Here is a 7,198-nt window from a genome sequence, read left to right as displayed (position 1 = left end):
GCGGGGGAGGGTGGCCCGCGAAGCGGGTCGGGAGAGGGGAACGACCTCTCTGGACAACGCGCTCCCCTCTCCCGACCCTCGCTGACGCGAGGCCCACCCTCCCCCGCAGAGGGGGGAGGGAAACCGCGATCACGCGAACGGCGTTCGCGGATCGAGCACCACAATCGAAGCCTACGATTGACCGACCGGCGGCGCGGGCTCAAAAACCGTCCGGCGCAAGCTGCGCCGTGTCAGGGAAAGCCGCCCGTGCCGACCAAGATTTCCGGATTTTCGCTCGCCGCCCTCCTCGCCGCCGCCGCGCTCGGCGGCTGCCAGCAGAAGGCCGCGGCGCCCGCCGTCGCCGTCGCGGCGGCGCCGGCCCCCGTGGTGCTGCCGCAGGGCTCCGGCTGCGGCCCGGCGATCGGCCGGACCCAGGCCGTGGTCGACAGCGACGTCGCCACCGGCAACCTCAACAAGCCAGTCGGCGACCGGTTCAGCGCGGACCTCGCCCATGCCTCGGCAGCCTGCGCCGCCGGCCGCGACGGCGAGGCGCTGCACCTGCTCGCCGCCGCCAAGAGCCGCTACGGCTACCCGTAGGCCTCGTCCGGCGCGATGGTCCGGCGCACCGCCGAACCCCGATCGCACATCGCCCGACAGCAGGACGGCGCACCGCTCGCGGATGCGCCGTCCTGCGTTTCAGACCTGCCGCGGGCTCCGATCGAGCCCGCAACGTCCGCTCAGCGGCCGCCGCCGCTGCCGGTCGAGCCGATGCGCGAGGGCTGGCCCTCGTTGCCGGAGGCGGCCGAGTCGGTGGCGATGCCGTCGGCGGCGCGGCCGGTCGGCGAGTAGGTGGCGGCGCCTTCCTCGCCGGTCGAGTTGGTCTGGCGCGTGACCACGCCCGGCGCGCCCGGCGGCACGACGACGGTGGTGCCGGTCGGCGTCTCGATGACCTGGGCGACGGCGGGGGCGGCGACGCCGAGCGCGAGGGCGGCGGCGAGGGTGAGCTTGATCATGGGGGTGGGGCCTGGACGAGGGGGACGGCGCATCGAGCGCCTGAGCCCGGACAACGTCGATTGCGCGCAATCGGTCCATGCGCGCGCGCGATAGACGTTATGTCGCCGCCCGGTGCGGAAGGGATGAACCGCGCCGCCGGCGCCTCGCCTCCGGCGGCGGAGCGGCGCTCAGGTCACGAAGAGTGGGTTCAACCCGGCCTTGTGGAAGCCGTCCTCGGCGATCTTCAGGTCGAGGCCGTAGGAGGCGACGTCGTCGGCGACGGGGTCGAGCGCCGGGTCGCGGTGCTGGTGCAGGTGCTTGATGTAGCTGTGGCAGGTGCCGCAGGTCTCGACCTGGATGTCCTTCGAGAGCTCGTCGAGGCTCTGGTAGGTGATCGCCTCGCCCGAGCCGCAGGCGGTGCAGCGGATGCGGACGTGATTCCACTGGCTGCCGCAGAGCGAGCAGGCGAGGTAGCGCGCCTTGTCGGCCGGGGTCCAGGCGACGATCAGGCTCGCCACGGGAGCGCCGCCGCAGGCCGGGCAGACGCCGTCGGCCACCGGCTTCAGCGCCGACCGGTCGAGGCGGGCGGCGGCCTCCGACAGGCAGAGCTGGAGCGCGGCCGCGACGAACACGCATTCGGCCATGCGCTCGACCGGGAACGCGCCCTCGAACACCTGCACGCCGAGATCGAGGCGATCCTCCGGCGATGCGGATCGCAGCGCCGCCGCCGCGTCGTGGGCGGCCTGCGGCGCCGGCCCGAGGTCGAGGGCGGCGAGCAGCCCGTCCAGGCAGGCCAGGAAGGCGCCCGGCGCCTCCAGGCTGTGGCGCGAGAGCGGCGGCATGCCGTGCTCGAGCCGCAGGGCGCGGTCGGCATTCGGCTCGTTCTCGGGCTGCGGCACCTGTCCGGCGCGCGCGGCCTGAACCGAGGCCTGCGCCGTCGCGATGCGGGCGAGCAGGTCGAGGTAGCCGCCCATCGGATGGTCGGGGGCGAGGCGCTGCAGCCGCAGGGCGCGGTTCGCGAACAGGTCGGCCGGGACGGGGAGCTGGACGAAGGGCACCGAGCCGGCGATGCCGATCCGGTCCGGATCGGGCTGCAGCTCGTGCAGCTTCTGGCGTTTCGGGGTTATACCGGCGGTGTCGGCGGGATCTTGCGCGGCGGGATCTTGCCCCGCGGGCTCGGCCGCGGGGGTGCGCTTGAAGAAACGGGCCAAGGCGTCAGTGCCCGCGCTTGTCGGTGGAGCCGCGCTGGCGCTTGCCGCCGGCGATCTGCCGGAACCACTTGCGGTGGTGGCGATAGGCCCAGCCGCCGGTGACGGTGCCGCGCACCATCGCCCGGCCGGTGCCGCGCACCCAGATGCCGGCGTAGATGTGCACGACGATGATCGCGATGGCGACGACCGCGGCGAGCGAGTGCGCCAGCAGCGCCCAGCGCTTCGTCTCGATGACGGTGTACTGGTAGAAGTACTGGTCCCAGATCACCAGCCCGGTGACGAACATGATCCCGATCAGCGCGGTCTGGCCCCAGAACACGCCCTTTTGGCCGGCATTGTACTTGCCGAGCTCGGGCAGCCGGTCCTCGCGGTTGGTGACCACGTCGCCGATCTTCATCGACCAGGCGACGTCGTCCTTGTTGGGGATGTTGAGCTTCCAGAAGCGGAGGAACAGCAGCGCGAAGCTGACCGCCAGCGCCACGCCGAACCACGGGTGGATCGCCCGCGTCGCCTGGCCCCCGCCGAAGATGCCGGTGAGCGAGAACAGGTACGGCGTGAACATCGCCAAGCCGGAGAGGGTCAGCAGGGTGAACAGGATCGCGGTGATCCAGTGGTTGACGCGCTGCAGGCCGGTGTAGCGGGGAACGTAGAGGATCTCCGGCGCCTCGTGCACCTCGCGCAAGGGGCGGACATCGCCGTCTCGGATGTCGGTGTGAACGGTCATCGGGTCTGCTTCTCTCGACCTGGAGCATCGTCCACGATCTCCCGATCGCGGACAAGGCTCGCGCTTATCGTAGGGCCGCGTCGTCCTCGCGCGCCGGGATCCACCGCGCGCGATCGATGCGCCCGTGGCCCCGAACGGGAGCCGGGAGGCCGGCCCGCCCTCGGCGGCGCCGGCCTCCCGTGCCCGTCAGTGCGGCCGGGCCTCGCCGCTCTCGGCGTCGCGGCGCTTCTCGTGGTCGTACTCGATCGCCTCTTCCTCCTCCTCGGCGACGACCTCGTTCGGCCCCGCCGTGACGTAGTGGAAGAACCCGGCGACCGCCGCGAAGCCCATCGCGGCGAGCCCGAACACCTTGGCGCCGCCCTTCCAGAAGGCGACCAGCGGCGAGATCTTCGGGTCGAGGGGCAGGCCGGCATAGAGCTGCGGCTTGTCGGCGTGGTGGAGCACGTACATCACGTGCGTGCCGCCGACGCCGGCCGGGTCGTACAGGCCGGCATGCTCGAAGCCGCGCGACTTGAGGTCCTCGACCCGGTCGTGCGCCTGCTCGATCATCGCGGCCTTGGTGCCGAACATGATCGAGCCGGTCGGGCACGCCTTGGCGCAGGCGGGCGCCTGGCCGACGGCGACGCGGTCCGAGCACAGCGTGCACTTGTACGCCTTGTGGTCCTTCTCGGAGATGCGCGGGATGTTGAACGGGCAGCCCTTCACGCAGTAGCCGCAGCCGATGCAGTTCTCCTCGATGAAGTCGACGATGCCGTTGGAGTACTGCACGATCGCGCCGGGGGACGGGCACGCCTTGAGGCAGCCCGGATCGGTGCAGTGCATGCAGCCGTCCTTGCGGATCAGCCATTCGAGGTTGTTGGTCGCCTCGTTCTCGTACTCGGTGAACCGCATCAGGGTCCACGTCTTGGGCGTGAGGTCGTGCGGGTTGTCGTAGACGCCGACGTTGACGCCGACGTCGTCGCGCAGGTCGTTCCACTCCTCGCAGGCCGACTGGCAGGCCTTGCAGCCGATGCACTTCGACACGTCGATGAGCTTGGCGACCTCCATGTGCGAGCGGATGGCCGGCGGCGTCTCCGTGGAGGCGGAGCGCTGCCGGATGTCGAGGGAGCTGTAATCGGCCATGGTCTGATGCTCCCCTTACGCGACGGCGTCAGCAGGAGGCGTCGTCGCCTCGATGTTGACGAGCCACGCCTTGAACTCGGGCGTCTCGGTGTTGGCGTCGCCGACCACCGGGGTGAGCGAGTTCGGGTGCCATCCTTTCTTCGTCTGGCCCATGAAGCCCCAATGCTGCGGGATGCCGACCACGTGGACGGCCTTCCCGTCGCACATCAGCGGCTTGATGCGCTTGGTCACGACCGCCTTGGCCTTGAGCGAGCCGCGCTTGGACCAGACCCGGACCCAGCCGCCCTTGACGATGCCCTTCTCCTTCGCGAGCTGCTCGGAGATCTCGACGAAGGCCTCCGGCTGGAGGATCGCGTTGATCCGGGCGTGCTTGGTCCAGCCGTGGAAGTGCTCGGTCAGCCGGTAGCTCGTCGCCGCGTAGGGGAACTCCTCCGAGGTGCCGAGATCGGCCAGGTCGTCCTTGAAGATCCGCGACGCCGGGTTGCCCTTCACCCGCGGGAACGGGATGTTGGCCATCGGCGACTCGAACGGCTCGTAGTGCGTCGGGAACGGCCCGTCGCGCATCAGGCCGCGGGTCCACAGGCGGGCGACGCCCTCCTGGTTGAGGATGAACGGGCCGACGCCCTTATCGGGGGCGACGGTGACGCCGTAATCCGGCACGTCGAAGCCGACCCACTGCTTACCGTTCCACTCGATGAGCTTCTTCTTCTCCGACCACGGCTTCCCTTCCGGGTCGCACGAGGCGCGGTTGTATAGCACGCGGCGGTTGGCCGGCCAGGCGAAGGCCCAGTTCGGCGCGATGCCGCGGTCGCCGGGATCGGTGTTGTCCCGGCGGGCCATGGTATTGCCCTTCTCCGTGTAGCAGCCCGAGTAGACCCAGCAGCCGCAGGCCGTGGTGCCGTCGTCCTTGAGCTGGGCGAAGCCGTCGACCTGGCGCCCGGCCGGCAGGGTCTGCCCGTCGAGGCCCGGCGTCGGGGCGAGCGTGTAGCCGTTCAGCTCGCGCGCGAGCTCGACCGGGGTCGGCTCGTGGGCGATCGCGTAGTTCCAGGTCAGGTTGAGCATCGCGTCCGGGAAGGCGCCGCCCTCCTTCTGGTACATCTCCTTCATGCGCAGGAAGATGCCCGCCATGATGTCGATGTCGGGCTTGCACTCGCCCGGCGCGTCCTGGGCCTGCCAGTGCCATTGCAGCCAGCGGCTGGAGTTGGAGAGCGAGCCCTCCTCCTCGGCGAACAGCGTCGTCGGCAGCTCGAACACCTCGGTCTGGATCGAGGCGGTGTCGACGTCGTTGTACTCGCCGTGGTTCTCCCAGAACCGCGCGGTCTCGGTCTTGAGCGGATCCATCACCACGATGAATTTCATCTTGGAGAAGGCTTCCGTCATCTTGGCGCGATTGGGGAACGACAGCAGGGGGTTGAAGCCCTGGATGATGTACCCGGTCATCTTGCCTTGCTTCGCCAGCTCGAAGCCGCGCAGCACGTCGTAGGTCGGCACGTCGAGCTTGGGCAGGTAGTCGTAGGCCCAGTCGTTCTCCTTGGTCGCCTTCTCGCCCCACATCGCCTTCTGGAACGAGACGAAGAACTTGTTGTAGTTCGACCAGTAGCTGGTCTGGCCCGGGCGCAGCGGCTTGAACTGCCGCTTCTCGGCGTAGGACTGGTAGGTCGGCTCCTTCTCGATCGGGATGTTCAGGTAGCCAGGGATGAGGTTCGACATCAGCCCGATGTCGGTCAGCCCCTGGATGTTGGAGTGGCCGCGCAACGCCTGCATGCCGCCGCCCAGCATCCCGATGTTGCCGAGCAGGGTCTGCACGATGCACATCGAGCGGATGTTCTGCGAGCCCTTCGAGTGGTGGGTCCAGCCGAGCGCGTAGAGCGAGGCCATCGTCCGGTCGGGCGTCGAGGTCGTGGCGATGAGCTCGCAGACCTTGAGGAAGGTCTCCTGCGGCGAGCCGCAGATCCGCGACACCATCTCGGGCGTGTAGAGCGCGACGTGCTTCTTCAGGAGCTGCATGACGCAGCGCGGGTGCTGCATCGTCTCGTCGACGACCGCGTAGCCGTCCGGGCCGATCTCGTAGTCCCAGGTCGACTTGTCGTAGTCGCGCTTCTCCGGATCGTAGCCGGAGAACAGCCCGTCCTGGAAGTCGTAGCCCTCGCGCACGACGTAGCCGGCGTTGGAATACGCCGCGACGTAGCGGTGCTGCAGCTTGTCGTTGTCGAGCAGGTACTTGGCCACGCCCGACAGGAACGCGATGTCGGTCCCCTGGCGGATCGGGCAGTACAGGTCGGCCACCGACGCGGTGCGCGTGAAGCGCGGGTCGACGACGATCAGCTTGGCGTTGTTGTGGGCCTTGGCCTCGACCACCCACTTGAAGCCGCAGGGATGCGCCTCAGCGGCATTGCCGCCCATGACGGTGATGACGTCCGCGTGCTTGATGTCCATCCAGAGGTTGGTCATCGCACCGCGGCCGAAGGAGGGCGCCAGACTGGCGACCGATGGGCCGTGTCAAACCCTGGCCTGGTTGTCGAAGACCAGGGCCCCCATGCTTCGGACCGTCTTGTAGGTCAGCCACGCGGTCTCGTTGGAGGTCGCGGAGGCGCCGAGGAAGCCCATCGTGGTCCAGCGGTTGACCGTGAGGTCGCCGTTCTTGGCCACGAAGTTCTTGTCGCGGTCCTCCTTCATCAGCCGGGCGATCCGCTCGAAGGCGAATTCCCAGGAGACGCGCTTGAACTCCTTCGCGCCGGCCTCGCGGTGCAGCGGGTACTTCGTCCGGGTCTCGGCCTGGATGAAGTCGAGCAGCGCCGAGCCCTTCGGGCAGAGCGTGCCGCGGTTGATCGGGTGATCGGGATCGCCCTCGACGTGCATCACCGCCGAGCGGGCGTTCTTCGACTTGTCGCCGAGGCTGTAGAGGATGATGCCGCAGGCGACCGAGCAGTAGGGGCAGGTGTTGCGGGTCTCGCGCATCTGCGCGAGCTTAAAGGGGCGCACCGCCGCCGCCATCGCCGGCTCGAGGCCGCCGAAGCCGAGGGCGCCGAGCGAGCCGCCCGCGAGGGTGACGGCGCCACCCTTCAGCAGGCCGCGGCGAGAGACCTGAATCGTCATCCGTCCATCCCGATCAGAACTGGAGTTATTCCAGCATGCATCCCAGGATTGGCGCGCCGAGGCAAGTGCGGTT

6 protein-coding genes are annotated in these 7,198 nt (G+C 69.3%); 1 reads left to right on the top strand and 5 read right to left on the bottom strand.

The window, feature by feature from the left end; all coding sequences use genetic code 11:
• Nucleotides 1-246: 246 nt before the first annotated feature.
• On the top strand, nt 247-576 hold the full coding sequence (locus MKK64_RS07325) for a hypothetical protein (RefSeq protein WP_147860202.1): 330 nt from the start codon (nt 247-249) through the stop codon (nt 574-576).
• Between the two features lie 140 nt (nt 577-716).
• Here MKK64_RS07325 and MKK64_RS07320 read toward each other — a convergent pair whose 3' ends face one another.
• The 5 genes from MKK64_RS07320 to fdnG form a co-directional block, all read right to left on the bottom strand.
• Nucleotides 717-992 carry a hypothetical protein gene (locus tag MKK64_RS07320; RefSeq protein ID WP_147860201.1) on the bottom strand — a complete coding sequence of 92 codons (276 nt, stop codon included), beginning with the start codon at nt 990-992 and terminating at the stop codon, nt 717-719.
• Between the two features lie 168 nt (nt 993-1,160).
• Nucleotides 1,161-2,183: a formate dehydrogenase accessory protein FdhE gene (gene fdhE, locus MKK64_RS07315; RefSeq protein ID WP_243933088.1), complete on the bottom strand. Its 1,023-nt coding sequence runs from the start codon at nt 2,181-2,183 to the stop codon at nt 1,161-1,163.
• A gap of 4 nt (nt 2,184-2,187) precedes the next feature.
• A complete protein-coding gene (locus MKK64_RS07310; RefSeq protein WP_243933079.1) occupies nt 2,188-2,907 on the bottom strand; it encodes a formate dehydrogenase subunit gamma in 720 nt (239 codons plus the stop codon).
• Between the two features lie 186 nt (nt 2,908-3,093).
• Complete coding sequence (gene fdxH / locus MKK64_RS07305) at nt 3,094-4,029, bottom strand: formate dehydrogenase subunit beta (protein ID WP_147728352.1); 936 nt, start codon at nt 4,027-4,029, stop codon at nt 3,094-3,096.
• Between the two features lie 15 nt (nt 4,030-4,044).
• Nucleotides 4,045-7,125 (bottom strand): formate dehydrogenase-N subunit alpha, encoded by a 3,081-nt coding sequence (fdnG, locus tag MKK64_RS07300; RefSeq protein ID WP_147728353.1) that lies wholly within the window; start codon nt 7,123-7,125, stop codon nt 4,045-4,047.
• Nucleotides 7,126-7,198 lie beyond the last annotated feature (73 nt).

Origin of the sequence: Methylobacterium sp. E-025, assembly GCF_022829705.1 — a bacterium.
Classification (GTDB): Bacteria; Pseudomonadota; Alphaproteobacteria; order Rhizobiales; family Beijerinckiaceae; genus Methylobacterium.
The sequence above is the reverse complement of the archived record's forward strand: the minus strand, read 5'-3'. Positions and strand labels throughout refer to the sequence as shown.

Coding starts and splice junctions, on each gene's coding strand:
- MKK64_RS07310 (WP_243933079.1), bottom strand. CDS start 2,907: ATGACCGTTCACACCGACATCCGAGACGGCGATGTCCGCCCCTTGCGC.
- MKK64_RS07320 (WP_147860201.1), bottom strand. CDS start 992: ATGATCAAGCTCACCCTCGCCGCCGCCCTCGCGCTCGGCGTCGCCGCC.
- fdxH (WP_147728352.1), bottom strand. CDS start 4,029: ATGGCCGATTACAGCTCCCTCGACATCCGGCAGCGCTCCGCCTCCACG.